This is a genomic window from Mesorhizobium sp. B2-5-11, assembly GCF_006440835.1.
Lineage (GTDB): Bacteria > Pseudomonadota > Alphaproteobacteria > Rhizobiales > Rhizobiaceae > Mesorhizobium.
Window position 1 is genome coordinate 208,206 of sequence record NZ_VFUK01000005.1, and the last position, 25,517, is coordinate 233,722.

At 62.7% G+C, this 25,517-nt stretch carries 28 protein-coding genes; 13 read left to right on the forward strand and 15 right to left on the reverse strand.

Annotated elements, in window-relative coordinates; genetic code table 11:
- Nucleotides 1–8 precede the first annotated feature (8 nt).
- The 5 genes from FJ490_RS17590 to FJ490_RS17610 all read right to left on the reverse strand — a co-directional run bounded on the left by FJ490_RS17590 (nucleotide 9) and on the right by FJ490_RS17610 (nucleotide 4,659).
- Nucleotides 9–851 (reverse strand): carbohydrate ABC transporter permease, encoded by an 843-nt coding sequence (locus FJ490_RS17590; RefSeq protein WP_140496169.1) that lies wholly within the window; start codon nucleotides 849–851, stop codon nucleotides 9–11.
- On the reverse strand, nucleotides 848–1,768 hold the full coding sequence (locus FJ490_RS17595; protein WP_140496454.1) for a sugar ABC transporter permease: 921 nt from the start codon (nucleotides 1,766–1,768) through the stop codon (nucleotides 848–850). The genes FJ490_RS17590 and FJ490_RS17595 overlap by 4 nt, the downstream gene beginning before the upstream one ends.
- A 23-nt stretch (nucleotides 1,769–1,791) precedes the next feature.
- Nucleotides 1,792–3,036 carry a sugar ABC transporter substrate-binding protein gene (locus FJ490_RS17600; protein ID WP_140496168.1) on the reverse strand — a complete coding sequence of 415 codons (1,245 nt, stop codon included), beginning with the start codon at nucleotides 3,034–3,036 and terminating at the stop codon, nucleotides 1,792–1,794.
- A 79-nt stretch (nucleotides 3,037–3,115) separates the two neighbouring features.
- Nucleotides 3,116–3,904, reverse strand: a complete 789-nt coding sequence (locus FJ490_RS17605; protein ID WP_140496167.1) for an SDR family oxidoreductase — start codon at nucleotides 3,902–3,904, stop codon at nucleotides 3,116–3,118.
- A complete protein-coding gene (locus FJ490_RS17610; RefSeq protein ID WP_140496166.1) occupies nucleotides 3,901–4,659 on the reverse strand; it encodes a FadR/GntR family transcriptional regulator in 759 nt (252 codons plus the stop codon). Before FJ490_RS17610 ends, FJ490_RS17605 begins: the two co-directional genes overlap by 4 nt.
- A gap of 133 nt (nucleotides 4,660–4,792) precedes the next feature.
- Between FJ490_RS17610 and FJ490_RS17615 the strand changes: the two genes are divergently transcribed.
- From FJ490_RS17615 to FJ490_RS17630, 4 genes are read left to right on the forward strand one after another with little or no spacing between them, the layout of a single operon-like run.
- Nucleotides 4,793–5,932, forward strand: coding sequence for a mandelate racemase/muconate lactonizing enzyme family protein (locus tag FJ490_RS17615; protein WP_224518899.1), 1,140 nt, complete (start codon nucleotides 4,793–4,795; stop codon nucleotides 5,930–5,932).
- A 52-nt stretch (nucleotides 5,933–5,984) separates the two neighbouring features.
- A complete protein-coding gene (locus FJ490_RS17620; RefSeq protein ID WP_140632677.1) occupies nucleotides 5,985–6,851 on the forward strand; it encodes a DUF6772 family protein in 867 nt (288 codons plus the stop codon).
- On the forward strand, nucleotides 6,851–7,186 hold the full coding sequence (locus tag FJ490_RS17625; RefSeq protein WP_140496164.1) for a hypothetical protein: 336 nt from the start codon (nucleotides 6,851–6,853) through the stop codon (nucleotides 7,184–7,186). Before FJ490_RS17620 ends, FJ490_RS17625 begins: the two co-directional genes overlap by 1 nt.
- A 54-nt stretch (nucleotides 7,187–7,240) precedes the next feature.
- Nucleotides 7,241–8,029, forward strand: coding sequence for an SDR family oxidoreductase (locus FJ490_RS17630; RefSeq protein ID WP_140658511.1), 789 nt, complete (start codon nucleotides 7,241–7,243; stop codon nucleotides 8,027–8,029).
- A gap of 141 nt (nucleotides 8,030–8,170) precedes the next feature.
- On the opposite strand, the gene FJ490_RS17635 is transcribed toward FJ490_RS17630, so the two are convergent.
- The 6 genes from FJ490_RS17635 to FJ490_RS17660 form a co-directional block, all read right to left on the reverse strand.
- Nucleotides 8,171–8,473, reverse strand: coding sequence for a DUF982 domain-containing protein (locus tag FJ490_RS17635; RefSeq protein ID WP_140496450.1), 303 nt, complete (start codon nucleotides 8,471–8,473; stop codon nucleotides 8,171–8,173).
- A gap of 153 nt (nucleotides 8,474–8,626) precedes the next feature.
- Nucleotides 8,627–9,094: a hypothetical protein gene (locus FJ490_RS17640; RefSeq protein WP_140729055.1), complete on the reverse strand. Its 468-nt coding sequence runs from the start codon at nucleotides 9,092–9,094 to the stop codon at nucleotides 8,627–8,629.
- Between the two features lie 66 nt (nucleotides 9,095–9,160).
- Nucleotides 9,161–9,625, reverse strand: coding sequence for an Hsp20 family protein (locus tag FJ490_RS17645; RefSeq protein ID WP_140496161.1), 465 nt, complete (start codon nucleotides 9,623–9,625; stop codon nucleotides 9,161–9,163).
- 354 nt (nucleotides 9,626–9,979) lie between these two features.
- Entirely contained in the window at nucleotides 9,980–11,749 is a 1,770-nt protein-coding gene (locus tag FJ490_RS17650; protein WP_140513588.1) for a thiamine pyrophosphate-dependent enzyme, read from the reverse strand.
- Between the two features lie 49 nt (nucleotides 11,750–11,798).
- Nucleotides 11,799–12,239 (reverse strand): DUF2267 domain-containing protein, encoded by a 441-nt coding sequence (locus FJ490_RS17655; RefSeq protein WP_140496159.1) that lies wholly within the window; start codon nucleotides 12,237–12,239, stop codon nucleotides 11,799–11,801.
- Nucleotides 12,240–12,386: 147 nt separating this feature from the next.
- A complete protein-coding gene (locus FJ490_RS17660; RefSeq protein WP_140729056.1) occupies nucleotides 12,387–12,989 on the reverse strand; it encodes an alpha-ketoglutarate-dependent dioxygenase AlkB in 603 nt (200 codons plus the stop codon).
- Between the two features lie 164 nt (nucleotides 12,990–13,153).
- Here FJ490_RS17660 and FJ490_RS17665 point away from each other — a divergent pair, with 164 nt between their 5' ends.
- The 5 genes from FJ490_RS17665 to FJ490_RS17685 all read left to right on the forward strand — a co-directional run bounded on the left by FJ490_RS17665 (nucleotide 13,154) and on the right by FJ490_RS17685 (nucleotide 19,019).
- Nucleotides 13,154–15,541 (forward strand): phosphoketolase family protein, encoded by a 2,388-nt coding sequence (locus FJ490_RS17665; protein ID WP_140729065.1) that lies wholly within the window; start codon nucleotides 13,154–13,156, stop codon nucleotides 15,539–15,541.
- Nucleotides 15,542–15,568: 27 nt separating this feature from the next.
- Nucleotides 15,569–16,750: an acetate/propionate family kinase gene (locus tag FJ490_RS17670; RefSeq protein WP_140729057.1), complete on the forward strand. Its 1,182-nt coding sequence runs from the start codon at nucleotides 15,569–15,571 to the stop codon at nucleotides 16,748–16,750.
- Between the two features lie 106 nt (nucleotides 16,751–16,856).
- Nucleotides 16,857–17,315, forward strand: a complete 459-nt coding sequence (locus FJ490_RS17675; protein WP_140496157.1) for a DUF2231 domain-containing protein — start codon at nucleotides 16,857–16,859, stop codon at nucleotides 17,313–17,315.
- Entirely contained in the window at nucleotides 17,302–18,648 is a 1,347-nt protein-coding gene (locus FJ490_RS17680; protein ID WP_140729058.1) for a sorbosone dehydrogenase family protein, read from the forward strand. Before FJ490_RS17675 ends, FJ490_RS17680 begins: the two co-directional genes overlap by 14 nt.
- Nucleotides 18,649–18,821: 173 nt before the next feature.
- Complete coding sequence (locus FJ490_RS17685; RefSeq protein WP_140566334.1) at nucleotides 18,822–19,019, forward strand: hypothetical protein; 198 nt, start codon at nucleotides 18,822–18,824, stop codon at nucleotides 19,017–19,019.
- 99 nt (nucleotides 19,020–19,118) lie between these two features.
- Here FJ490_RS17685 and FJ490_RS17690 read toward each other — a convergent pair whose 3' ends face one another.
- Nucleotides 19,119–20,822: an HAD family hydrolase gene (locus FJ490_RS17690; protein ID WP_140729059.1), complete on the reverse strand. Its 1,704-nt coding sequence runs from the start codon at nucleotides 20,820–20,822 to the stop codon at nucleotides 19,119–19,121.
- Between the two features lie 269 nt (nucleotides 20,823–21,091).
- On the opposite strand from FJ490_RS17690, the gene FJ490_RS17695 reads away from it, so the two are divergent.
- Together FJ490_RS17695 and FJ490_RS17700 are read left to right on the forward strand one after the other, a co-directional pair.
- Nucleotides 21,092–21,901 carry a nucleotidyltransferase family protein gene (locus FJ490_RS17695; RefSeq protein ID WP_140496153.1) on the forward strand — a complete coding sequence of 270 codons (810 nt, stop codon included), beginning with the start codon at nucleotides 21,092–21,094 and terminating at the stop codon, nucleotides 21,899–21,901.
- Nucleotides 21,894–22,643, forward strand: a complete 750-nt coding sequence (locus tag FJ490_RS17700; RefSeq protein ID WP_140496152.1) for a metallophosphoesterase — start codon at nucleotides 21,894–21,896, stop codon at nucleotides 22,641–22,643. Before FJ490_RS17695 ends, FJ490_RS17700 begins: the two co-directional genes overlap by 8 nt.
- A 25-nt stretch (nucleotides 22,644–22,668) precedes the next feature.
- Here the strand turns inward: FJ490_RS17700 and FJ490_RS17705 are convergent, their stop codons facing one another.
- Nucleotides 22,669–22,854 carry a hypothetical protein gene (locus FJ490_RS17705; RefSeq protein WP_140496151.1) on the reverse strand — a complete coding sequence of 62 codons (186 nt, stop codon included), beginning with the start codon at nucleotides 22,852–22,854 and terminating at the stop codon, nucleotides 22,669–22,671.
- A gap of 202 nt (nucleotides 22,855–23,056) precedes the next feature.
- Here FJ490_RS17705 and FJ490_RS17710 point away from each other — a divergent pair, with 202 nt between their 5' ends.
- Together FJ490_RS17710 and FJ490_RS17715 are read left to right on the forward strand one after the other, a co-directional pair.
- Nucleotides 23,057–23,230, forward strand: coding sequence for a hypothetical protein (locus tag FJ490_RS17710; protein WP_140496150.1), 174 nt, complete (start codon nucleotides 23,057–23,059; stop codon nucleotides 23,228–23,230).
- A gap of 121 nt (nucleotides 23,231–23,351) precedes the next feature.
- The gene (locus FJ490_RS17715) at nucleotides 23,352–23,789 is read left to right on the forward strand and encodes a CBS domain-containing protein (RefSeq protein ID WP_140729060.1); all 438 of its coding nucleotides are present in this window, start codon (nucleotides 23,352–23,354) and stop codon (nucleotides 23,787–23,789) included.
- 54 nt (nucleotides 23,790–23,843) lie between these two features.
- On the opposite strand, the gene FJ490_RS17720 is transcribed toward FJ490_RS17715, so the two are convergent.
- Both FJ490_RS17720 and FJ490_RS17725 read right to left on the reverse strand, forming a co-directional pair.
- Nucleotides 23,844–25,034 (reverse strand): NADH-quinone oxidoreductase subunit D, encoded by a 1,191-nt coding sequence (locus FJ490_RS17720; protein WP_140560363.1) that lies wholly within the window; start codon nucleotides 25,032–25,034, stop codon nucleotides 23,844–23,846.
- Between the two features lie 77 nt (nucleotides 25,035–25,111).
- On the reverse strand, nucleotides 25,112–25,498 hold the full coding sequence (locus tag FJ490_RS17725; protein ID WP_140513581.1) for a hypothetical protein: 387 nt from the start codon (nucleotides 25,496–25,498) through the stop codon (nucleotides 25,112–25,114).
- Nucleotides 25,499–25,517: the final 19 nt, after the last annotated feature.

Sequence of the window (25,517 nt, forward strand, 5' to 3'; positions counted from 1 at the left end):
GACTCCCCTTATCCCTTGACGCCGGAGAGGGCGAAGCTCTCGATGATCTGGCGCTGGGCGATCAGATAGATGATGAGGATGGGAACCACGGCCAGGCTCGTCGCCGCCAATTGCAGGTTCCACAAGGGCAGGCCGTAACTGTCGTTGAAGTTGGACAGCGCCAGCGGCAGCGTGAATTTTTCAAGCGAACTGAGGAAGATCAGCGGTTCGAGGAACAGGTTCCACGAATGCAGGAAGGTGATGATCGCAACCGCCGCAAGCGCCGGCCGCGCCATGGGCAGGGCGATCTTCAACCAGACGCCGAAGCGCGAGAGGCCGTCCATCTTGCCGGCCTCTTCGAGTTCCCTGGGCAGCGCCAGGAAGAACTGACGCATCAGGAAGGTCGCCACCACGCCCTGCGGGCCGAAGACCGGCAGAAGGATGAGCGGCCAGTGCGTGTCGATCAGGCCCATGGCGCGGATCAGGAAGAAATTAGGGATGATGGTGACCTCTTCCGGCACCATCAGTGCCATCATCAGGAACAGCATCAACAGCCCGGCGCCGGCAAAGCGGATGCGCGCCAGCGCGTAGCCCGCGAGCGAGGCGATGAACAAGGTCAGCACCGTCACCGTCGCGGCGATGTAGAGCGAGTTGAAATACTGCCGCGCGAAGGGCTGATAGGTGAACACTTCCGCGAAGTTCTCGAAGCGCCAGACGCGGGGAATCAAGGTCGGCGCGCCGAAGATTTCGGTGGTGCTCTTGAAGCCGCCGGAAATCATCCACAGGAACGGGAACACGAAGGGCACGGCCAAAAGCAGCAGCGCCATGGTCCAGCAGATGCGATAGAGAATCTCGGTCCGGCGCTGGGTCACTCCATCTCCTTCCGCCGCAACATCACCTGCACGAGGGTGAGCGCCATCACGATGACGAACATGATCAGGGCCAGCGCGGCCGCGTAGCCGACGTTGAAGAATTTGAAGCCTTGCTGATAGATGTAGAAGGCCAGCACCAGGGTGCCGTTTTCCGGGCCGCCGCCGGTCATCTGGTAGATGTGGTCGAACACCTTGAACGAGCCGATCGTCGTCAGAACCATGATGACCAGCGTCGTCGGCGCGAGCAGCGGCCAGGTGATCATGCGAAAGACCTGCCAGCGCGAGGCGCCTTCCAGCGCCGCTGCCTCCTCGTAGTCGCGCGGTATCGATTGGAGCGCGGCGATGTAGAGGATCATGTTGAGGCCGACCATCTTGATGACTCGGGTGACGATGACGGCCGCCATCGCCCAGTTGGGCTCGCGCAACCAATTCGGGCCATCGATGCCGATCCAGGCGAGCATCTGGTTCACGGCGCCGCCTTCGCCCTGCAGCATGAATTTCCAGACGATGGCCCAGGCGATTGCCGATGTGACCACCGGCGCGAAGAAGACCGTGCGAAAGAAGACGACACCGAAGAACGGCCGCGAAAGCGCCAGCGCGAGGGAGAGCGCCAGCGCCATGTTCAGGGGAACGAGCCCCAGCGCGAAGATCACGGAATTGCGCACGACATGCCAGAAGTCGGGGTTCTCCAGCAGCGCATTCTGGAAATTGCGAAGCCCGACGAAGGTCGCCTGCTGGCTGAGCAGGTTCCACTCGGTCGTCGAATAATAGAAGATGGCGACCAGCGGCCCAAGGAAGAAGACCAGGAAGCCGATCAAGGTCGGGCTGACGAACAGCCATGCCTCCAGCATCTCCCTGGCCTTCAAGCTCAGCCACGGCGCGCTGGCAGGGCGCGCCGCATTGTCCCGGGATGCCATGCCGGCCATGAACCGAAATCCTGTCAGAGCAATGGCTGAATGGCGGCGCAGACGCCCTTCAGCGCCTCTTCGACATTGGCGTCGGCCCGCCACAGCGCGTCGACGCGCGGCGCCATCGCGGCGAATATCTGCGGCACATGCTCATGCGAAGGGTGAACGCGGCCGTTGACGATCGCTGCGGCGACGCTTTTCATCTGCTCGGGCGGGATCAGCTTGTTGGAGTTGACGAAGGCGTCGCTCTCCAGGACGCTCTTGCGGGCCGGCGGAAAGAACTGGGCCATGACAGCCACATTGTCCTTGCTGGTCATGTCGGCCACCAGTTGCGCGGCAAGCTCCTTGTTCTTGCCGGACGCAAAGACTGTCAGCGCGGCCTGGCCGATGACCGGAGCTTCGCCGGCGGGTCCCGAAGGCAAGGGGGCGATGCCCCATTTGAAGCCTGCCTCGGGCATCTTCGAGGCTCGCGAGATCTGGTTCACGGTCATCGCCGAATTGCCGGAGAAGTAGTCGCCCTGCTCTCCCGGCGGCACGATCGACCTGTCCTTGAACACCATATCATGGAGCTGCTTGATGGCAGCCACCGCTTCAGGCTTGTCGAGGCCGCACTGGCCGTCGGCCCACAGATCACCGCCGTAAGCGCGCACGGGCGGCAGCAAGGCGTGCGTCATACGCGATGCGTAACCTTCGCCATCCTTGAATTCGAAGCCCCATTTGCCGGGATTGGCCTCGGTGATCTTCTTGGCGACCTCCTGGAATTTCTGCATGTTCCACTCGCCCTTCGCGGCGAGCTGGTTGGGATCTTCGACACCTGCTTTGTCGAACATGTCCTTGTTGTAGTAGATCAGGAAAGGCGAGGTGGAGAAGGGCACGCCGTAGACCTTGCCGTCCTTCTGCCAGAGCGCCATGGCGGGCTGGGAGAAATCGTCGAAATTGTATCCCTCGGTCGCCTTGAGCGTCGGGCCGATGTCCATCAGCAGCCCGGCGTTCTCGAAGGCGGGTGCGGCATCCTCCATCATCCAGGCGATGTCGGGGGCGTTGCCCCCGGCGACCTGGAAAGTGAGCTTCTGCGTGTAGTCGGCGACCGGAACGGTCTCGAATTTCACCGTGACGCCCGGATGCTTGGCGATGAAGCCCTGGGCGATGCCGTTCAGCATCTTGAGGTGGGCCTCGCTGCCCGTCCACACGGTCACTCGGAGTTCCTGGGCCAGCGAGTGCGCCGACAGGGCGCACAGCGCCAAGGTCGATAGTGCAAGTTTGATTGCGGTCTTCATGGTTTCCTCCCGAAACGCCGATGGTCCAATCAACAACTGCGGGCGCGCAACGAACGGGCCGGCAGGCGGCGGCGACTTGTCATGCTGTTGTCCCCGGCAGCGCGCTGGGCGCGTCGCCGATCGTCCAGCCGCCGTCGACGGGCAGGTCAGCCCCGGTGACGTAGCGGGCGGCGTCGCTGCACAGAAAAACGAAGGCGCCGACGAGGTCGTCGGCCTGGCCGTGGCGGCCGGCGGGAATCTTCGCCGCGACCGCTTGGCGGAAGGCTGCGTCCCGGTAGCGCTCGGCGGTTGCCTCCGTCTCGATCGCGCCGGGCGATACCACATTCATGGTGACGCCATGCGGCGCAACCTCGCGTGCCATGGCGCGCACCGCCGTAAGTTGCGCCGCCTTCAGCGAAGCATAGACGATTGTTTCCGCGCGCGGACGCCTCGCCATCACGCTGCCGGTCGCGACCACGCGTCCCCACCCGCGCTTGGCCATGGCGGGAACGAGCCGCGTGGCCAGGGTAAGCAGGGCCGTGAAGTTTGCCGCCACATGGGCCTGGATATGCGCTTCGTCGATCTCGCTCCATGCACGGCGCCGCTCGATCGCGCCGTTCGAGACGAGGATGTCGATGGGCCCGGCGCCGGCGGCTTCATCGGTAAAGGCCGACATTGACTTGCTATCGGTGAAATCGGCCTCGAGAACCGCGGTGCCCGGGCCGATAGCGGCAGCCGTTTCGCGCGCGCCGGCGGCGTCACCGAAGTGATGCAGCGCGACGCTGGCGCCATGCTGCGCCAGGGCGATCGCAACCGCGCGCCCGATGCCGGAGCTGGCGCCGGTCACCAGCGCCCGCCGTCCGGCAAGGGAAAAACGGTCCTTGCTCACGGCGACGGCTCCCCGAGCTTGCCGGCCACCTCGAACGAGGCGATGTCGGCCGCGTCGAAATGCTCGTGAATGCGCCGGTCCGCGAGATCGGTGTCGCCCGCCATGATCGCGTCGTAGATCGCCTGGTGCCGTTCGACGGTGGCCCGCCAATCCGTTTCCGTGCGGTTGGAGCGCTGGGAGAACAGTTCCGAAACCTCGCGTTGGACAGACCGCATCCCTTCCATCTGAATACGGATCATGGAGTTGCCCGTGGCCGTCGCGAGGCCGAGGTGGAACAGAATGTCGGCTTGCGTGAAATCGCCAGGCCTCCCGATGCCGGCGTGCATGTCGAGCACGGCCTGGCGCATCATTTCCAGGCCGCGCGGATCGCGGCGCTCGGCGGCCAGCCTGGCTATGCCAACCTCGATGACGCGGCGCATCTCGTTGGCTTCCTGAAGCCGCGTCAGGCTCGAACGGACCGCATAGGCGTAGATGCGCTCCATCGGCTCGCCGCTAAGTGCCTTGGCGCGGGCAACTTTTCCTTGCTGGGTCGAAACGAGGCCGGCGCTGGTCAACTGGCGCAGCGCCTCGCGTGCGATGGGCTTGGAGACGCCGAATTCCCGGGCGATCTCGCCTTCCGGCGGCAGCGCTTCGCCAGGCGCGATGCGTCCGTCGAACAACGCCGCGGCGATCGCATCCGAGACGCCGTCCGCGAGGCGGGAAGGGCTCGCGAGTTTCGCGGAGAAAATCGGCTTGCGTGCTTCGTCCAGGGGCATTCGGAATCCTTTCCGAGCTCACTAGCACGGTTTTCCCAAACATAGCAACTAAGTTTTTTGGTTGCTAAGTTTACAAGTGAAAGCTATGAAGGCGGTGCGAGAGGACCAAGGGAGAAATCTGGAGCCGATGCACGTGAGCGATCCAATCGCGGCGGGGCCGCTGAAGATTGCCGAGGTGATTGCCCATCCCCTCAGCCAGACATTGCCCCGGCCCACGGTCACGTCCTGGGGCGTCTATGAAAAGGTCTCGCTGGTCCTGGTCGAAGTGCGCACGAGCGAGGGCATTGTCGGCGTAGGCGAAACCCTGGCGCGGTTCTCGCCCAAGGCTTATGTCGAGCTGATCGAAAGCTCGCTCAAGCCGCGCCTGCTCGGCCAGGACGCGCGCAACATCGGCGCCCTATGGCAGTCCATGCGCCGCGCGCTTTCGGGCAGGGCGGGCGGCGTGCTGATTGAGGCCATCGCCGGCGTGGACATCGCGCTATGGGATATATTGGGCAAGGCGACCGGACAGCCGATCGCGAAGCTTCTCGGCGGTGTCGGACGCGACCGCATCGACGTCTATGCCGCCGCGGTCAACTGGGTCGACGACGATGCCGCCGACGCTGAACTCGATCGTTATCTCGGCGAGGGCTTTACGCGCATCAAGGTTAAGATGGCGCGGCCCGTGCGCGAAGCCTGCAAACGGATCGAGCGCATCCGCAAGCGCGCCGGCGATGCGATCGGGCTCTGCGTCGATGCGAACTGGGCCTACAATCTGGACGAGGCGGTCGAGGTAGGTCGTGCGCTTTCGGCAAACGGCTATTTCTGGTTCGAGGAGCCGCTGCAACCGGAAAACGAGCAGGGCTACGAGGAACTGCGCCGGCGCTGCGACGTGCCGCTGGCCGCGGGCGAGAGCAATTTCACGTTGGACCAGGCGCAGCGCCTGATCGCCAACCGGACGCTGTCCGTGCTGCAGCCCGACGTGGCGCGCGCGGGCGGCATCTCCGAGACGCGTCGCATGGCCGACTACGCCGCGGCGCATGATGTCCGCTACGCGCCGCATATCGGCATGTCGGGCATCGTCTGCGAGACCGCAAGCGTCCATCTGTCAGCCGCGATGCCGAACTTTGGCGTCATGGAGTGCGAGTGCGACGCCAGCCCGTTCAAGGCCAGCCTGGCCGATCTCGCGCCCGGTTGCGTCAGGCAGAAGAACGGCACGCTCGACGTCCCGCAGAAACCCGGGCTCGGCATCGAGATCGACTGGGACGCCGTCAAGAAACTGAAAGCCGGATGAGGCCGAGATGAAGAACCAGGTTCCAAACCAGGGCGCTGACCTCGCCGAGGCGATGCGGCTGGCGTTGTTGCGCGCGGACCCCGCGCTCAGCCGCTTCGACCCGCTGCCGCGGATATTGTCGTTCGACGATTTCGCGCGCGGCCATTGCGGCTGGTCGCAGCTTGTCGGCAACTATGAGGACGATCTGGACACCATGCTGCCGGGCTACGCGCAGCATACCAGCGCCATGCTGTCGACGCTCGCGCACTGGGACGCCGGCTCACACGGGGGGATGGATTCATCCTATGCGTTGAAGGTTGCGACACGTCCCCTGCCGGGAGCCCGCAACGTCGCCATCAAACGCCACACATTCAGGAAGCGCGGACCGATCCGCTTCGAAATGTATTTCACCTTCAAGCCCGAAGCCAATGCGCTGAAGCTTTCCGAAACCGATGTGCGCTCCGTCGGCTTCCTGTTCGACCTGCAGGGCGGAGATCAGGATGGCAACAGCGATCGGGTCATGCCGCATCTGCGCTTTTTGAACGCGCTCGACGGCCAGCACTTGCAAAAATGGCAATACAAGCGCGAGACCGAGAAGATCATCCCGATCGGCAGCGACGACAAGACGATCAGCCACTATCACCTGTCGCCGGAGGGATGGCTCGACCTTCCCGGCGGATCGCAGCGCCTGTGCTACAACGAGATCCCCACCAAGGTGAACTGGACTTATCTGTGCTTCGATTTCGATCTGGAATCGATGACGGCGCTCGGGCTGCGCTGCAACGATCGCAGCTTCGATCTCTCGGGATTCGATTCGATCCGCATTCCGGCGATGAAGAACCTGTGGTGCATGCTCAATTTCGGCCTCTTCGCTGAAACCGACGTTGCCAAACGGGCCTTCCTCTATGTCGATTCCATCTGCATTTCCGGAGACTTCTGATGCTGCCCGAGAACATCACCGCGGTCGTCTCGCGCAACGAGCGCTGGCGCGGCGAGGCCGCCAGCGAGCCTTACGAGGCAGGATGGGCGCGCGAGGCGATCTTCTTCGTGCGCGCGTTGAAGCAACCTGTCGGCCCTGCGGCAACGGCGTGGATCGAGATCTCGCCGGATGGAATGCACTGGCTGCGCGAAGGCACCGAGTTTGTCATGCCGGCCGAGCGCGACGGCATGGCAATGGCGCGGCTTAGCCATTTTGGCAACTGGCTGCGCGTCGCGGCGCGTTTCGACAGCGGCGCGGAGTGCAGCGTGCTCGTGACGCTGCACCTGAAGGCCTGAACACGCCGTGCCAAACCTTGCCGCCGGCCAACCCTTACTGTTCACGGAGACATCATGATCGATCCCTATCCGACGTTTGCCCAGGACAGTTTTGCCGGCAAGACCGTGCTGGTGACCGGTGCCGCGAGCGGCATGGGTTTCGAGACCGCCCGTGCCTTTCTCTCCAAGGGCGCCGAGGTCGTGATGTGCGACCGCGATACCGAGGGGTTGGCGAAGCGCCATGACGAATTGAGCGGAACGGCCGGGACACCACCGCACAAGGTGGTGGCCGACATGGGCGACCCCGACAGCATCGCGCGCATGTTCGACTATTGCGACGCCAAGCTGGCGCGGCTCGACAACGTCGTGACCTGCGCGGCGATCATCACTGCCAAGAGAATCGCGGAGCAGGATTGGGCGCACTGGCGGCGCGTCCTCGGCGTCAATCTGCTGGGCACCTTCTTCACCGTCCAGGGGGCGGTGCAGCGCATGCAAGGCAATGCCGGCGGGGGGAATATCGTGTGCGTGGCCTCCGACGCCGGTGTGCATGGCGGCGGCGGGCTCATCGCCGACACCGCCTATGCGGCGTCCAAGGCCGGCACGCTGTCGCTGGTGAAGTCGGTTGCGCGCGAATTGGCGGGAAAGAAGGTGCGCATCAACGCCCTCAATCCGGGGCCGACCGATTCGCCGATGCATTCCCATATCGACCAGGCTCTCAAGGACCGCATCGCGGCCAATTTGCCGATGCGCCGCATGGGCCGGCCCGACGACATGGCCGCCGCGATCCTATTCCTTTGCTCGGACGCCGCGAGCTTCGTCTATGGCGCGGCGCTCGACGTTGATGGCGGCTCGATGTTCCGCTGACCGGCACCGCCAAGCATGGTGACCGGCGTTAGCACCGGTCACCGCGCCCTGCCGGCGGCACGACCTACGGAATTAGGCGCTCTCCATGACTTTGCTCGGAACCTGACATACTTGAAACCGAAGGTTCGGCGAACGTTCTCCTCAGGCGGAAATGCCGCCTCTGCCCGTCTTGATCCCCGCCATCCAGGGTATGGAGGTCGAGACGTCTTCAAGGATCCTGGCCGAGCGCGCAAAGCCGGCAAAAGCATCGCGTGCCAGCGAGGCTGGGACATGGCCGTCATAGGCGCGTTGACACGCGCGCAGGGCGGTTTCGAAAATCGGGCCTCTGCGGTTCCGGGGCCAATTCTGCAGAAACTCGAATGCATCTTCGAGGCACGCTACTTCCTCGATCATGAAATCCCCGTTCTTCACCAGAACAGGCTGCTCGAACATTTTGTCATTCATGAACTTCCTCCATTGGCTGGATGCTTTTGAGGGGTTGGACCCAACCCCTTCATTGGGGCAGTTCATCGTTTCACGAGACGCCGAACTGCTCTAACCGTCTGTTTCCACGTAATTTCCAGGGAAAAAGCGGTATGCGCTTTTCTCGGGATTGCTCTAGGCTGCTTCAGGTTCCGGCAGGGAAAATGCCCCGCCACCACCTGCCCTCGGCGGGATCGCCGCGCAGACCGGGCTCGGAGGTGGATCGTCATCATCGTCTTCACCTCGGATGCCCGCGATCCAGCGGAACCAACTCCCTCGACGGAAGCGGCCGAAAGAACGCCGCTGGGACCGAGACGCCGCCCTGTGCGGCGGATGCCCTTGCTCGCGCTCATCCAGTGCCTTCAGCGCGCGAAGGATCTCATCCACATTCATGACCGAGCCGTCATCCAGCTTGCGCAGCGACGGAGCGTCGTCAACCGCATGCGCGTCCGAGGCCCATGAGGCAAGCAAGGCACGCTTCGCCTCAAGGCTCATGGTTGAGCAGTTGAGAACGTCGCCGGGGTTTTTCGGCACCGGCGAGACGTCGATGCGGGTCGGTTTTCTTGTGCCGGCTTGAAGAAAGATATCAGCTTCGCTTCTCATCTCCGTTCTCCGCAATCTTGGCTTCCCGGCGTTGCCGGGAGGCGGACCGCAGGTTGTTGCGACATTCTAGGCCGCCTTGCGCGACACATCCTGGCTTATCGACTTCGTTGTATTTTCAGGGTCGCGGACGCCAATCTCGATGCGACGCGGCTTGAGTTCCTCGGGCACCTCACGCACGAGCTCGATGGCGAGCAAACCGCAGTTCAGCGTCGCAGCCTTCACCCTTACGTGGTCGGCCAGCCTGAAGGCCTGTCTGAAATTACCTATCGCAAGGCCTTGGTGGAGAACTTGCCGCTGCTCTGGATCGGGCTTCTTGCGTCCGGTAACGCACAGTTCGGCGCCGTTCTGCACGAGTTCGAGCTCGTCCAGGTCGTAGCCTGCTACCGCCATGGTGATGCGGTAATTGTTCTCATTCTTCTTTTCAATGTTGTAGGGAGGCCAGTCCGAGCGAATGCTGCTGTCGAGCATGTCGAAAAGACGGTCGAAGCCGACCGTCGTGCGGTAAAGGGGTGCAAAATCCACGCTTCTCATATCCATATCCTCCGAAAAGCAACATGGGACGCCGCAGGTGTCGCGACGCCTTTTTCATCGAGCCGAAGCCTCGACGCGAAACGATCTGGGAACGGCCAGAAATCTCTTCAAGAGGGGTCCCAAAAATTTTTTGATGCTAAGTTGCCATGCAAGAACAGTGGCTTGCGGTAGTTCTGCCGCACGACCCTTTCACTCTTGCAACAGCAGGATCTGCCCCGAAGCGGTACATGGCCCGAGACTTCCGCGATGGTCGGGGCGCCGATACCGATCCCACGGACTCGGCAGAAGTATCCCTATGCAGTGTCGCCGCGCACGTCGCCATCCGTCGCGGACGTGGGGCGAGATCGGCTGTGCCTACGCTTCCTCGGAAACTTCGTTCATCATGGACTTCAGCGGCTCCTCGCCGACATTGTCCTCGATCTGGTCGTGTCCAGGCGTGTCCGGCAGCGCCTTGCGGAAATTCCTCGCATAATCCGGCGGCATCCTGGGCGGCATCATTGGCTCATAGGCGTCCACGACGGCCTCGATGATCACCGGTCCCTGCGTGGCGAAGGCCGCCTCAAGCACGCCCTCGACCTCTTCCGGCCGCGAGACGCTGTAGCCGATGCCGCCCATGGCCTCGGCGGCCATGGCGAAATCGATGGGCTGCAGCTCGCAGCCGAATTGCGGATTGCCAAGGAACATCATCTGCTCCCAGGCGATCTGGTTCAGCATGCCGTTCTTGAGCACGAGGACCTTGAGGGGAATGCCGTGCCGTACCGCGGTCGAGAATTCGCCGAGTTGCATGGCAAGCCCACCATCGCCAACCACTGCGAAGATAGGCCGCCCCGGAAAGGCAATGCCGGCGGCAATCGCATAGGGAAGGCCGCAGGCCATAGAGGCGAGCGCTCCAGAAACCCCGAATGCCTGTCCGGCCTTCATGTCGATGTGCCTGGCAGCCATCTCGGTATTCTGTCCTGAATCGGCTGCCAGGATCGCGTTCTCAGGCATACGCCTGCCGAATGCCTTGACCACGAGTTGCGGCTTCAGCGGCACATCCGGCTTGGCTTCGGATAATGCCATTGCATCGCGCCAGCGGGTCATTTCCTGCCGCGCCTTTTCCAGGAAGGAGCGGTCGCTCTTGCGCTCGAGGCGTTCGTTGAGAAGACGCAAGGTGTCGGCGGCATCGCCTACGAGCCCTGCCTCGACGGGGTAGCGCAGGCCGATCCTCTGCGCGTCACGGTCGATCTGGACGCCGCGCGCCTTGCCGGGTTCGGGATAGTATTCGATGTAGGGGAACGTCGATCCGACAATCAGCAGGGCGTCGCATTTGCTCAGCGCATCCTGCGAGGCGCGGGTGCCGAGAATGCCGATGCCGCCGGTCGTATTCGGATGGTCGTCGGGCAGCACGGCTTTGCCGAGCAGCGCCTTGGCGACGGGCGCCGCCAGCAGGTCCGACGCGCGTTCAAGTTCTTCGCGCGCGCCGAGTGCGCCGCGCCCGGCCAGGATAGCGACTTTTTTCGCTGCATTGAGAATCTCAACCGCCTGGTCGAGCTGGTCGGCAGCCGGAAGCCGGCTGCCTTCGAACCATCGATCGGGGGTGTGCGAGGGCCGGTTTCGCTTCGAGCGGTCCGCCTCGGGCAACTCGTTTTCCTGTACATCGCTGGCAATCGACAGATGGGCGACGCCGCGCCGGGCAAGGGCCGAGCGGCAGGCGAGACCGGCCAGGTTTTCCATATGGGCGGCATCGGAGACCTGTGCGTTGAAGATCGCTACGTCGTTGAAGGCGCGGGTCAGGTCGACGTCCTGCTGCGTAAAAGTCTCGATAAGGTCGTGGAACTGCATGCCGGTGATGGCAAGCACGGGAGCCTGGTCGAGCTTGGCGTCATAGAGCCCGGTAAGGAGGTGTGTGCCCCCCGGTCCCGAGGTGGCCAGGCAGACGCCCAGCCTGCCGGTCCATTTGGCATAGGCGCACGCCATGAAGGCGGCAGATTCCTCGTGCCTGACCTGGACGAACCGGATGCGGTCCTGACGGGTGCGCAACGCCTCCATGATGCCGTTTATGCCGTCGCCCGGCAGGCCGAAGACGACCTCCACTTTCCAGTTGATCAGCGTGTCGACGAGGATTTCGGCGGCATTGGGCATGGCGGATTTCCTTTATTGAGCACGCCGGCCTCTCGAACCGAGAGGAGGTTCAGTGTTTCGTATCGGGATCGGGACAGAGCTGCCGTACGTCCGCAGGCAGCGAGGCGCGGACCTTTCTGATCTGGCCGGGGTCGATATGATGAAAGAGGACTTTGAAGACCGATTGAACCGCAGCTTTCGGGTCGACGGGACGCGTATCGTCCATGCCCTGCTCAACGGGGCCGAGAAACTCTTCCAGGGAACGGCTCTTTTGCGGCATGCGTGACGGCTCGAACTGCTCATAGTAGGTGCCGCGCACGAGCAGCGGCAACTGCGCTCCAAGATGCGAAGCCATGTCGACCGGAAGCCGGTCCCTGACGGTGCGCAAGACGACGCCGAGCAGGTGCCAAGCGAACTGGCGATCCTGTCCGTGGTCGGCCATGATCTCGTCCAGCCAGACGTTGGTGGTTTGGGTGGTCTTGTCGAAAATCTCGAGTCCGGTAGCGCTCATCGCCGCCTCCTCAATCGAATCGCTCACCCGCAAAACCCGTCGGCAAAACCATCGGTGGCAGGGAAAGTTTCATGCCCGGCCGAAATTTCTTCGCTTCGGCAGTTTACGCGAGACGCTGCACCGGCTGTCGCAGTCGCTGTCCGACAATCACAACGGCCGGAGCGTCCGCAACGTGATCGAATAGCGATGCTCTTTCATCGGCGGTATGCTGTGCTCCCACTCGGTCCGGGAGGCGCCCGCCATCAGATATGCGGATCTCGGCTCGACCGTGACGGTTTCGCGGTCCCATTTCGCACCGTTCCTGCGGCGCAGGCGGAAACTGCAAGCAGCCAACAGCGACACTCCGGCGACAATGCCGAAGTGCGGCTTGTCGCGATGCCATCCGATGCCGGCGCCCGGTCGATATTCGTTGATCAGGACCTGCACGAAATCGGCGGCAGGCAGGCCGGAAAAGCCGGCTACCTTGTCCCTCAAGGGCAGCAAGAAACCTGGTATGGGTGGCGCCTCCATCACCTGGCGCCGCTCATAGTCGTAGCGCAGGCCGAAGCCTGCCACGCGCCTATTGGCGAGATAGCCGTGGAAATCGAATGGCTGGAAGGGCAGGCTCTCGAGCTCCCGAACCAGTTCAGCTTCCTGCGCCGGCGTGATCAGTTCGGGCCGGTAACGAAATCCTTCCGGCAAGCTGTCGGGCGCACCAAAGAGGTCGTCCTGGCGAGGGTCCGTGGGATTGCTGGCTCCGGGCGATGGCATCGCCCTTAGATGGTGAAATCCGCGGTTGAGGCAAGATTTACCCGGCCGGCCGCGTGGGGCGGCTCGCATTTCATGGGAACCTCGACTTCGCTGTCGGATTATTCAATGCGGGCGGGACGCATCGTATTTCAACCAGCTTTGCCAAGGAGAAACTCGTGGGGGCAATGCGTAGCCAGCCTGAACAAGGAGAGCTCGATCTTATCGACCGTTATTGGCGGGCGGCGAATTTTCTGTCGGTCGGACAGATCTATCTGATCGACAATCCGCTGCTGAAGGAGCCGTTGCGGCCGGAGCACATCAAACCTCGCCTGCTTGGTCATTGGGGGACCACGCCCGGCCTGAATTTCATCTACGTCCATCTCAATCGCATCATCAGGCAGCGTGATGCCGACGTGATCTACATTTGCGGCCCAGGCCATGGTGGACCGGGGATGGTCGCCAATACCTATCTCGAAGGGACCTACAGCGAAATCTATCCCGAGGTCAGTCGCGACGAGGATGGGCTGCGCAAGCTCTTTCGCCAATTCTCCTTTCCGGGCGGCATCCCGAGCCATGCCGCCGCGGAAACGCCGGGGTCGATCCATGAGGGCGGCGAACTCGGCTATGCGATGGCTCACGCCTATGGCGCCGCGTTTGACAACCCGGACCTCGTCGTGGCCTGCGTGATCGGCGACGGCGAGGCGGAAACGGGGGCGCTGGCAGCCTCCTGGCATTCGAACAAATTCCTCAATCCGGTCCATGACGGCGCTGTCCTGCCGATCCTTCATCTCAACGGCTACAAGATCGCGAATCCGACGGTGCTCGCCCGGATCGAGGTGCAAGAGTTGCGGAGCCTGCTGGCTGGATATGGCTATGAACCTTTTTTCGTCGAAGGCGACGAACCGCGGGCGATGCACCGGCTGATGGCCGAAACGCTCGATACTGTCTTCGATCGGATCGATGAAATCCAGAAGGAAGCGCGCGAGACCGGCAGAGTGGATCATCGGCCCCGCTGGCCGATGATCGTGCTGAGAAGCCCGAAGGGCTGGACCGGCCCGAAGGAGCTGGATGGCAAGAAGGTCGAGGGTTTCTGGCGCGCGCACCAGGTGCCGATCACCGACCCGCGAAACGATGCAGGCCATCTCGCAGCTCTGGAAAATTGGATGCGCGGCTATCGGCCCGAGACGCTTTTCGATGAAGCGGGCAGGTTTCGAAACGAGCTACAGGCCCTGGCGCCGGACGGCGAGCGGCGCATGGGCAGCAATCCACATGCCAATGGAGGGATGCTCAAGCAGGAGTTGCGATTGCCGGATTTCCGCCACTTCCGGGTCGCGGTCCCGAAACCCGGCGGCGCAAGGGCCGAGGCGACGAAGCTCATGGGAGCGTTCATCGAGGAGGTCATACGGCTGAATGCCGATGCCCGCAATTTCAGGCTCATGGGACCGGACGAGACATCGTCAAACAGGCTGGACGCCGTGTTCGACGCGACCGAGCGCGTCTGGATGGAAAAGATCGAGCCTTATGACGAGCATCTGGGGCGCGACGGCCGCGTCATGGAGGTGCTGAGCGAACATCTTTGCCAAGGCTGGCTGGAAGGATACCTGCTGACCGGCCGGCACGGCCTCTTCTCATGCTACGAGGCGTTCATCCACATAGTCGATTCCATGTTCAACCAGCACGCCAAATGGCTGAAGGTCTCGCGTGAACTTGTCTGGCGGCGGCCGATCGCGTCGCTCAACTATCTGTTGACCTCCCATGTGTGGAGGCAGGACCACAATGGTTTCAGCCACCAGGATCCCGGCTTCGTCGATCTCGTCGCCAACAAGAAGGCGGACATCGTGCGCATCTACTTCCCGCCGGATGCCAATACGCTGCTCTGGGTCACGGATCACTGCCTGCGAACCTACAATCGGGTCAACGTGATCGTTGCCGGCAAGCAGCCGGCTTCCCAGTGGCTGCCGATGGACGACGCCATACGTCATTGCGAGGCCGGCATCGGGATCTGGGATTGGGCGGGAACCGAGCGTGGAGGGGAGGATCCCGACGTGGTGATGGCCTGCGCGGGAGACGTGCCGACGCTGGAGACGCTCGCGGCTGTCGACCTTCTTCGCCAGGCGATACCGGATCTCGCCATACGCGTCGTCAACGTAATGGACCTGATGGCGCTGCAACCCAAGGAGCAGCACCCCCACGGCCTGGCGGACGCGGAATTCGACAGGCTGTTCACGACCGGCAGACCGGTGGTCTTCGCCTACCACGGCTATCCCTATCTCATTCACCGGCTGACCTACAAACGGGCCAATCACGACAACTTCCACGTTCGCGGCTACAAAGAAGAGGGCACGACGACCACGCCCTTCGACATGGCGGTGCTCAACGAACTGGACCGTTTTCACCTAGCCATCGAGGCGATCGACCGGGTGCCGGGGCTGAGCGCCAGGGCAGCCGATGCGAGGGCCCGATTTGCCGACGGCCTGAACGAGCACACGCGCTATGTTCGCGAACATGGCGAGGACATGCCCGAGATCCGGAACTGGGCCTGGCGCGACAAAGCGGGCGCGGCGGATGGTTAAGGCTGTGCCCGCCGGGGAGTGCCGCTCGTGACCAGCGCAATACTCGCCCTCAATGCAGGCTCGTCCAGCCTGAAGTTCGGTCTGTTCGAAGCCGGATCACAGGAGGGACCGGTGCTCACGGTGAGCGGTGCGTTCGAAGACCTGGATGACGAGCCAAGCCTCGTCGCCAAGGACGCGTCGGGCAAATCCATCTTCAAACGCGCCGTCAAGCCCGCAAGCCCGCCCGTAGAGGTTCTCCTGCGGGACTTGTTCGATGTCCTCGATCCGTATCTTGCGCAGGCTCCGCTGAGCGCGGTCGGCCATCGCATCGTCCATGGTGGCAAGCGGTTTTCGACTCCGGTCCTGCTGACCGGCGAGATCGTCGAGGCGCTCGACGCGCTGACGCCGATGGCACCGCTCCACCAGCCGGCCGGCCTGGCGCCGGTTCGTGCGATCTCCAAACTGCTGCCCGGCCTACCCCAGATCGGTTGCTTCGACACCGCCTTTCACCGCACGCTGGAGCCGCCCGTCAACCGCTATGCGCTGCCGCGCGAGTTCGAGGAAAGCGGGATCCGCCGTTACGGCTTCCACGGCCTTTCCTACGAATTCGTCGCAGGCCAGCTGCAGGCGCTTTCGCCCGGACTCCGGGGCAAGCGTTGCGTGGTCGCGCATCTCGGCAGCGGATGCAGCCTGTGCGCCATGCGCGAAGGCAGAAGTCTCGACACCACCATGGGGTTCACCGCGCTTGACGGGTTGATGATGGCCACGCGGCCGGGCGCCATCGACCCCGGCGTGCTTCTCTACCTTCAGCAGGCGCGCGGCATGTCCGTGAAAGAGTTGGAGACCTTGCTCTATCACAAGTCCGGCCTGCTCGGCGTTTCGGGAGTGTCGGCAGATGTGCGGACCTTGCTTGGCAGCAAGGATCCTCGTGCGGCGGAGGCGATCGATCTCTTCACGTTTCGGATCGCCCGCGAGATCGCGGCGATGGGAGCCACGCTCCAGGGTATCGAGGCGCTGGTGTTCACGGGAGGGATCGGAGAGCATTCCTGGCAGATCCGTGAAGCGGTTTGCGAGCGCCTGCGATGGCTGGACGTGTTGCTCGACGCGAATGCAAACCGGTCGGGAAAAGGGCGGATCACCGGCGAGGGCAGCGCGGTCGATGTTTACGCAATCGCCACTAACGAAGAATTGATCATCGCCCGCCAGGTGCTGGCGACCGTGCCGATCTGACCGCTGAACTCGGTCCGCGGCGACCCGCCGGGACCATCAGGCAGGAACCTCCGGCCTTGGGGATTGTTTATGGGCCAACCAAGAGTTGATATGGAAGGACTTCCTCATGGCAAGGGAGAATCCGGCTTCCACGGCCAGCATCGCCGGCCATCCCATCCATCCGATGCTCGTGCCCATTCCCATCGCCTGCTTCGTCGGCGCATTGCTGACGGACCTGAACTACTGGCGGACGGCGGAGATGATGTGGGCGAATTTCTCCGCCTGGCTGCTGACGGTCGGGGTGATCGTCGGCGTGCTGGCCGCCATTGCCGGCTTCACCGACTTCCTGGGCGATCGCCGGGTGCGCGCACATAAAACGGCGTGGCTGCACATGCTGGGCAATGCGCTGGCGGTCATACTCTCCTTCTTCAACATGCTCATACATACCCGTGATGCCTGGACCTCGGTCCTGCCGACAGGCCTGATCCTGTCGGCACTGGTGGTACTCATCCTGATATTTACCGGCTGGCTGGGCTGGGCCCTTGTCTACCGCCACCACGTGGGAGTGGCCGATGAAACCGTTTGATCGATCCGGCAAGCGACGCGCTTATGGTACAGGGCTTGCGTTCCTTTGCTTTGCCACGCTCGGCACTGCCGGCTGCAGCGACGACGCCGCCGACCCAAGCACTCAGATCGGCCCCAACCCGAATTTGCCGGAGATAAAGCAATATCTGTTCCCGCCGATGCATCTTGCATCCGTCGTCGGTTGGAAGAAGGACGAAACGCCGACGGTAGCGCAGGGCCTGCAGATCCATGCGCTGGCGACCGGGCTTCAGCATCCGCGCTCGCTCTACATCCTGCCGAACGGCGATGTGCTGGTCGTCGAATCGAAGGCCCCGCCGGAACCGCCAGCCAAACGGCCGAAGGATATCGTGATGGGCCTGATCGAATCGCTTGTCACCTCGGGCGGCGATACGGGACCGAGCAACCGCATCACCTTGCTGCGTGACAGCAATGGCGACAGCGTGCCTGACGTCCGGGATGTGTTCCTCGATCACCTGAATTCGCCCTTCGGCGTCGCCCTGGTGGGAAACGACCTCTATGTTGCCAACACCGACGCGATCATGCGCTACCCCTACAAACCAGGCGACACCAAGATCACCGCGCCGGGTGTCAGGTTGACGGAATTGCCGGGCGGTCCGATCGATCATCATTGGACCAAAAGCCTCGTCGCCAGCCCGGACGGTTCGTTGCTCTATGTCGGCGTCGGTTCGAACAGCAACATCACCGAAAATGGCATCGGCGCGGAAAAGGATCGTGCCGCGATCTGGCAGGTGGACAGGGCCACCGGACGATCGCGCATTTTTGCCAGCGGATTGCGCAATCCGAACGGCTTGAGCTTCGAGCCGCAGACCGGAGCACTCTGGACCGTCGTCAACGAGCGCGATGAACTTGGGCCAAATCTGGTGCCGGACTACATGACATCGGTGAAGGATGGCGGCTTCTACGGCTGGCCGTACAGCTATTACGGCCAGCATGTCGATCCCCGGGTAATGCCGCAGCGCCCCGATCTGGTCGCCAAGGCGATCGTTCCCGACTATGCGCTGAGCTCGCATGTGGCACCGTTGGGCATGGCCTTCTACACCGGAACCAGCCTGCCGCAGACATATCGAGGCGGCGCCTTTGTCGGCGAGCACGGCAGCTGGGACCGTCCCGGGCTGAATGGCTACAAAGTCGTCTTCGTGCCATTCAGCGGTGGCCGTCCGAGTGGCATGGCTCAAGACGTCGTCACAGGTTTCCTCAACGACCAGGAGGAGGCGCGTGGTCGGCCGGTCGGCGTTGCCATCGACAAAACCGGAGCGCTGCTGATCGCGGACGATGTCGGAAACACAGTGTGGCGCGTCACACCCTCGGGGTGATGATCGCTGCTTCAGGCATGTCGCTCTCCCGCCGGTCGGCATCAAGCTCGGTCCGCCTTCGTCCCTTTGGCAGGATGTCACGAAATATTACGTGAGGGAACGTCGGCGCCGAAATCTGCATTCTCCGGGGGAGACGACCGTCGTCTCGAAGTTGGATTGAAAGGAGAATTACCATGCCCAATCAAGGTGGTAGCCACGAGCAACATGTGAAGGCGGGCCAGCAGAGCCACAAGAACACGGAAAACAAGAACCGCCAGCAGCAACAGGCCGCAGGCAACAATGAGCGGCAACAGGGCGACGGCTCCAACATGCGGGGCGGCTCGCACGAACAACATGTAAAAGCGGGCCAACAGAGCCACAAAAACCGCTAGGCATTTCAGCCAGGCGCGCTGACGCTCGCTCCGTATCATGACATGAGAGAGGCCCATCCCGAGGAATCGGGATGGGCTTGTGTCTACCCCGGCTCAAGGTCAGTCCGCGGGAGCAGTGTAACGGCGGCCAATGGCCTCGGCGATGGCCGCGCGGCTCTCCTGCATGTCCGTGCCGGTATCCGTTTCTATGTCCGCCACCTCGTCGGCGAGGTTCTTGTCCTTGATCTTGCTGCGGAACCATTTCGAATAGTCGCCGGCGCGCAGGTGATGTTCCCAGGTGCGATCGTCGATGCCTTCTGCGATGTGAAGGAACATCATCAGGTTCTGCGCTTTCAGGTTAAGCGCTCCGTCCGGCCCCCGGAAATAGAAGCTGTTGTCGCCAAGGTCGCCCTCGGAATATTTGCGCATGTGCCGCTTGCGAACCTGGCGGGGCCGTTCGACCTTGACCGTCCTGATCGGCTCGCCCGATGATCGGTTCCAAAACAGGACTTCGTCCTTTGGCGGCGGCACGGCGCCGTCGGGAACGTCTATGCCGGTGGCGGCACAGAAGCTTGCGACGATCTTGTCGGCTTCCGGTCCAAGCGCCAGAACGGTTTCGACGCCAGCCAGGACGTCGCGCGAAACCAGATCGGGGTGCACGGTGATCAGGATGGTCGCGGGGAGGCTCTTGGGCAGCGCGAAAGACGCGCCGTCCCGGGCCTGAGGCAAAAGATGATGCGCCTCATCGATGATCAGCCAATGCGGTCGGCCGGTGCGCGCTCGAATGCTGGCCATGTCCGGCAGCAGCTTGGCAAAATTGCCGGGCCGTTCGGCGGTCTTCAGCCCCAGCATGTTGACAGCGACATTGTTGGTTGGCTTGGACAGAAGATCGAAGACCTCACGCGAGATCGGCGGGGTCTTGGCGTCGCCAACCACCACCACATTCTCGAGTTCCTGATAGTCGCCTTCGGGGTCGAGAACGCAAAACTGAAACCCCTTCTCGACAAAGCGCTCGGTCAACGCGGTGGCAAGCGTGGATTTGCCGATCCCGGACGTGCCGGCCAGCAGCACCCCGCCGCTATGCGGTGAAAGGTGCACCTGCGCGCCCGCTATGTCGGTTCCCACTTCCACGTGTTGGCGAGCCGTCTCCACGAAGCCGGCATCGCGCGATATGAGCTGTTCGATCAGTTCCACCACGCCGGCACCTCGAGGGCTGGCTGTGACGAAATCCGCCGTCTCCTTAACGGTCGGCAATGCGTTGGCCACGGCGACGCCGAAGCCGACGGCGCGCAGGAATGCATGGTCGTTCTCGGCATCGCCGACGCCGACGACGTTGTGGGCGGAAAACCCCAATTCCTCGAGTGCGCAGGCAAGACCGGTGGCCTTGTTGACCCCGCTTGGCAGCACCATCACCGCGCCCTTGTTGAAGATGATCTCGAGCTCAAGTCCAAGCTCCTTGATCTCCGACAGCACGGCGGCTTCCTGTGGTTCCCAAGTGGCCACGACGCAGCGTCCGACCGACAGGGGCGCGACCCCGCGACGCTTCAGCCGGTCGACGAATTCAGCCGGAGGCGCCGGCGCCAAAAGCCGTTCCTTCTTCGAAGCGGGCGTATAGATCAACGCGCCGTTTTCGGCGACCACCCCGTCGAAGATGTCGAGTGCCGGAAAGACCCGCTCGAGATCGGCAAGCTCGCGGCCGGTCACCATGATCAGCTTGCGGCCCGTCTGCTTCAGCCGTTTGAGCGCAGCATAGGTCGCATCGGAGACGACCCCGTCTTCGGCGAGCGTGCCGTCATAGTCTGTCGCTAGGGCAAGAACATACATCCTGGATATCGTCTGCGCTTGAAACCAGACACCCCGATCGCCCGAAGGCAGCTTCGGCTGTTCGGGCTAACGATGCCCAATGGCGATGGTTCCATGCAGGGAAACGGCCCATGCAATCATATTGAAACCCAGGACTCCGCGGGCAATTTTGCCCGTCGCGCCCGATTTCCCCCAGGCCGCGACGCGACCATGGCGGAACCAGGCAGGGTTCCCGCTGTTAACAACGCGGGCGATCAATCGGTTGCCGAAGTGTGGGAGCCATGCGTGCCATGATCAACGATCCGTTGCCGGGAACTGTTCCGGCATCCCTTCCCGCGATCGACGCAAAGGCCGCCCCGACGCTCAAGAACGCCGAGGCGGAGGTGTTCTATACCGAAGCCATTCGCGAACTCGCCGCCACCGACATTCCTTTCCTTGTCGCCGGAACCTATGCGGTAAGCGCCTACACCGGCGTCATCCGTCAGACCAAGGATCTCGATATCTTCTGCAAGGCAGGCGACTTCTCGCGCATCCTGGCCCATTTCAAGCAGCTCGGCTACGCGGTCGAGATCGAGGACGACCGGTGGCTTGGGAAGGTCTTCAAGGGCACGCATTTCTTCGACATCATATTCGCCTCGGCGAATGGAACGATGCCCGTGAGCGACCAGTGGATGGAGCATGCCCGCCAAACCGAACTGCTGGGAAGCCGGGTGAGGATCGTCGGCCCGACCGAGCTCATATGGTCCAAATGCTTCATCCAGGACCGAGGGCGTCATGACGGGGCGGACATCGCCCATACGATCCTCAAGGCGCAGGACCAGATCGACTGGCACAGGCTGCTCTCCTACCTGGAAGTCCACTGGGAAGTGCTGCTGATGCAGATTCTCAGTTTCAGATGGATCTATCCGAGCGAGCGCGACCGCATCCCCACATGGCTGCTTGACGAACTGCTCGACCGCCTTGCCAAGCAGCGCCAATTGCCTTCCCCCAGAATGAAGATCTGCCGCGGGCGCCTGCTTTCGCAGACCGATTACGAAATCGACGTCAAGGAATGGGGCTTCGCCGGCGTCGGCGGTACAGGAGAATTTCGTGATGGCTGAACGGACCGAAGACGCTCCGGCGATGGAGGGCACCGCCACGATCAAGGTGGCGGCCGTTGGCGACCTGCATGTGAAGGAGGACGCCCAGACATCGTATCGCGATCTCTTCGGCGAAATGTCGCGCGAGGCCGATATCCTCGTTCTTCCAGGCGATCTGACCAATCTGGGCAAGCCCCGCGAAGCCGAGATCCTCGCCGAAGACCTGCGCGCCTGCTCTATCCCGGTGGTCGGCGTGCTCGGCAACCACGATTATGAATCCGGTGCGGTCGAGGACGTCGCGGAAATCCTGCGTCAAGCGGGCGTCCATCTCCTCGACGGGCAGACGACCGAAATAGAGGAGGTCGGTTTTGTCGGCGTGAAAGGGTTCGTCGGGGGGTTCGGTTCACGCATGCTCGGCTCCTTCGGCGAGCCGGCCATCAAGTCGATGGTCGCCGAGAGCGTCAGCGAGGCCATGCGGCTTGAGAACGCGATGCGCCAGGTTCGCGCAAAACGCACGCTTGTCATTTTGCACTACGCTCCGATCGTCGAGACCATCGCCGGCGAACCCCTGGAGATATTTCCGTTTCTGGGCTCGTCGCGGCTGGCGGAAACGATCGACCGGTTCCAGGTCAGTGCTGTCGTGCACGGCCATGCGCATCGGGGAAGCTATGAGGGCCGCACGCCCGGCGGGGCGAGGGTCTACAACGTCGCCATGCACGTTTCCAAACCGACCGGCCGACCCTATGCCTTGCTTGAAATCTGACGGAGTCGGGACGCCGTCCCGACGGTCAGCTTACCGCTTTGATCGATTTTGCCAGTTCTTCGAGCTTGTGCGGATCGTTGCCGTGACGGCGCACGAGCTCGCGTGCCTGATTGGACGGCAGATCGGCTGTCGCCACCAGTTGCCGGACCTGTTCACTGTCGACCGCGACTTGGGGCAAGTTGCTGCCGGAAATTCTCTCGTCACCAGCCATCGTCTTTCTCCTCGATCGATGCCGAGACAACGGATTGGAAAACCGTCCGGTTCCGAAAGACGGGGCTGAAGTCGACCGGCGGATCCGATCGGCAGCGCGCCGTCTCGATCCGTGGCGGCAAGGCCGGAGGCGACCGCGAATTGGCGATGGAACAAATGACGCCGGCCAGGAGTTGCGTCCCGAATGAAGGGAGGTGATCCCGATGCCAAACCCAGGAAAACCAGATCCCAATCGCGACGTGCCGATGCCGGCGCCGACCTGGAAGCCCGAACCGATCGAGGAGCCTGATCCGGAACAACTCCCGGACGAGACGCCTCTGCCCAATCCCGACGAGAACGAAGAATCGCCGATGCATGCCGGGAGCCGCGTCGTCTGAACGTGCGACGCATGAGATCCCGATCCCGTGGCAATGGAACGTCTTGGGCCGGCGCCATTGTCCCCCCATCGTGTTTCCATCGCAGCAACGGCAAGGGGCGCTTCAACCAAAGGAGAACATCATGAAAGTTGGCAACTGCATGACGCAAGGCGTTCAGGTCGCCAGTCCGGACCAGACCCTGCGGGAGGCCGCCGCCGCCATGGCCAGCCTCGATGCCGGCGCTCTGCCCGTAGGCGAGGACGACCGGCTGGTCGGAATGATCACTGATCGCGACATCGCCGTCCGTGGCGTCGCCCAGGGTAGGGGCCCGGATACGCGGATACGCGAAGTGATGAGTGCCGAGATCAGGTACTGTTACGACGACGAGGAGATCGAAGACGTGCTCCAGCAGATGGGGGACCTTCAGGTTAGACGGCTGCCGGTGATCAGCCGTGAAAAACGGCTGATTGGCATCATCTCGCTTGGCGATCTCACGAAAAACGGCGAGGCAGCACGAGCCGGCGAAGCGCTGAACGGCATCTCACAGGCAGGCGGCGCGCATTCGCAGACGGCACACTGACCATCGATGACATTGCGAGAGCGCTGCCCGCGTCCCGCGGGCGGCGACGGCGGTTCAGCGATCGATCTCTCCAAAGACGATGTCGAGGGAGCCGATGATCGCCGAGACGTCGGCGATCATGTGCCCCCGGGACAGATAGTCCATCGCCTGCAGATGTGCGAAGGACGGCGCGCGAATCTTGCACCGGTAAGGAACATTGCCCCCATCCGAAACCAGATAGACGCCGAACTCGCCTTTCGGCGCCTCGACGGCGGCATAGACCTCGCCCTCGGGCACGTGATGGCCTTCCGTGTAAAGCTTGAAATGGTGAATGGTCGCTTCCATGGAGCGTTTCATCTCCGCGCGGCGTGGCGGCGTGATCTTCCGGTTGGGAATTGCGACCGGTCCTTGGCCTTGCGGCGACCGTAGCTTGTCAAGACATTGCCTCATGATCCGGACCGACTGGCGCATCTCCTCCATTCGTACGAGGTAGCGGTCATAGCAGTCGCCGTTCTTGCCGATGGGAATATCGAAATCCATCTGCGGGTAGCATTCGTAAGGCTGCGCCTTGCGCAAATCCCATGCCGCGCCCGACCCACGCACCATTACGCCCGAAAATCCCCAAGCCCAGGCATCGTCGAGACCGATGACGCCGACGTCGACATTGCGCTGCTTGAAGATGCGGTTTTCGGTGAGCAGTTCTTCGAGATTGTCGCAGACCTTGAGGAACGGATCGCAGAAATCCCACATATCGTCCAACAGGTCCGGGGGAAGATCCTGATGTACGCCGCCGATCCTGAAATAGTTGGCATGCATGCGGGCGCCCGATGCCCGTTCATAAAACACCATCAGTTTCTCGCGTTCGGCGAAACCCCAGAGCGGCGGCGTGAGGGCGCCGATATCCATCGCCTGCGTGGTGACATTGAGCAGATGGGACAGCAGCCGGCCGATCTCGCAATACAGCACGCGAATGAGCTGGCCGCGCTGTGGAGCCGAGATCCCGAGCAGCTTCTCCGCCGCCAGGCAGAAGGCGTGCTCCTGATTCATCGGCGCCACATAGTCAAGCCTGTCGAAATAGGGCAGGGCCTGTAGGTAGTTCTTGTACTCGATCAACTTCTCCGTGCCTCGATGCAGCAGCCCGATATGCGGATCGACGCGTTCGACGACTTCGCCGTCGAGTTCAAGCACCAGCCGCAGGACGCCATGCGCCGCAGGGTGCTGCGGCCCGAAGTTTATCGTGAAATTGCGGACCGTCGCGTCAGCCATGACGCCCTCCTTCGACCGTTGCCGCCTGGCACCGGGAATGGGACATCCGCCGAAGCACCGGGTTCTGCCCCACGCCGTCAGGTCGTGGTCTGGATGATCAGCGTCAGCGTGCCGTCGCCGTCAATGTTGGCCGCCACCACTTCGGAGGCATCAAGTCCATTCGCGGCCAGGACCGAGGAAGCTTCCGGCGATGCGCTGACCGAACGCTGCAGGACGTGAAGGTCTTCCTGGCTGGTCTGGGCAACCACGGTCTCGACCTTAGCCTTGAGGTCGGGTGGCAAGTCCGCCAATGCGACGATGGCTATGTTGGTGAATGTCTGTCCGGTGATGCCCTGGTCGGGGCCGGTCTGACCTGGCACGGCTTCCGGTGCCGGTGCGTCCGGGGGAAGGGGTGCGTTTTGGGACTGAGCATGGGCAGGCAAAGCCAGAGTGAGTGCCGCCAGGATGATGATTGCCTTGTTCATGATATCTTCCTTCCTTGTT